This window comes from Streptomyces nanshensis, from assembly GCF_001751255.1.
Lineage (GTDB): Bacteria > Actinomycetota > Actinomycetes > Streptomycetales > Streptomycetaceae > Streptomyces > Streptomyces nanshensis_A.
In genome coordinates this window covers 1-1,355 of record NZ_LJGW01000551.1, presented here as the reverse complement: position 1 = coordinate 1,355, position 1,355 = coordinate 1, and the positions used below count along the sequence as shown (strand labels likewise).

Genomic DNA, 1,355 nt, shown 5'->3' with positions numbered 1-1,355 from the left:
GCCCGCGCGGCGCCGAACCGGCGTCGGCGGGCCGGGTGCGGACTGTTGTGTGCGGTGGTACGGGCGTCCGGCCGCGCTCACTCTCAACCGCCCGCGCCGCGCAGCCGCCACAGCGAGGTGACCTCGGCGCCGCGTGCCGCGTGCAGCGGATCGGACGGATCGGCGGAGCGCGGGTGGCGCGGACGGATGTCGTCGCGGCCCGCCACGTACAGTCCGGCGTCCGCGATCAGCCGGAGCAACTCCTCGCGTGTGCGCAGCCCGAGATGTTCCGCGAGGTCGGAGAGGATCAGCCAGCCCTCGCCCTGCGGGTCCAGCCGCTCGGCCAGCCCGGAGAGGAAGCCGCGGAGCATGCGGCCGCCCGGATCGTAGACGGCGTGCTCCAGCGGCGAGGTCGGTTTCGCGGGCAGCCAGGGCGGGTTGCAGACGACGAGCGAGGCGCGTTCGGCGCCCGGCGGGAAGAGGTCCGCGCCGACGATCTCCAACTGCGGTGCGACGCCGAGCCGTTGGGCGTTCTCCCGCGCACACGCCAGTGCCCGCGCGTCCTGGTCGGTGGCGACGACGCGGGCCATACCGCGCCGGACGAGGACCGCGCCGAGCACGCCGGTACCGGTGCCGATGTCGAACGCAAGGCCGCCCGGGGGCAGTTCGGCTCGCGCGACCAGATCGACGTACTCCCCGCGCACCGGCGCGAAGACCCCGTACGCGGGATGGACGCGCTCACCGCCCAGCGCGGGGACCGGGACGCCCTTGCGCCGCCACTCGTGCGCACCGATCACACCCAGCAGTTCGCGCAACGGCACGAGGGAGTGCTCGGGAGCGTTCTCCGCGGGCCCGTACGCCTCCGCGCACGCCTCGCGCACGTCGGGCGCGCGGCGCAGCGGGACGGTGTATCCGTACGGTCCGTCCGGCTCCGGCGGCACGGCGTCCAGCGGCACCAGCAGCATCCCCAGGATCCGCGCCCGCCGTGACTGCGCCTGCCGTTGCAGATGGAAGCTCTCGCGCGGACTCCCGCCCGCCTTGGGCGGTTTGCGGTCCACACGGCGGCCGAGCGCCGACAGGAGCTGCCGCGCTCCGTGGTAATCGCCGCGCCAGAGCAGGGCGGTGCCCTCGCAGGCGAGCCGGTAAGCGGCGTCGGCGGTCATCCGGTCGTCCACGACCCGTACATGCCGCGGCGGCCGTGCACCGCTCTCGGAACGCCACAGCGCGGTGCGTTCACCGCCGTCCTCGCTCCAGACGGCCACCGGGTCCCGGACGGCCGCAGGCCGCTCACGCTCGCTCACCGGGCCAAGCCTATGGCGCCGCCGCGGGGGCCCGGCGCCCGGACCGCCGCAGGCAGCCCTGCGCTCAGCGTCCGG

General features: G+C 75.6%; 1 protein-coding gene. It reads right to left on the bottom strand.

All coding sequences use genetic code 11. From position 1 onward, the window contains the following. Positions 1-83 precede the first annotated feature (83 nt). On the bottom strand, positions 84-1,280 hold the full coding sequence (locus tag AN218_RS29675) for a N5-glutamine methyltransferase family protein (RefSeq protein WP_244900833.1): 1,197 nt from the start codon (positions 1,278-1,280) through the stop codon (positions 84-86). Between the last annotated feature and the right edge of the window lie 75 nt (positions 1,281-1,355).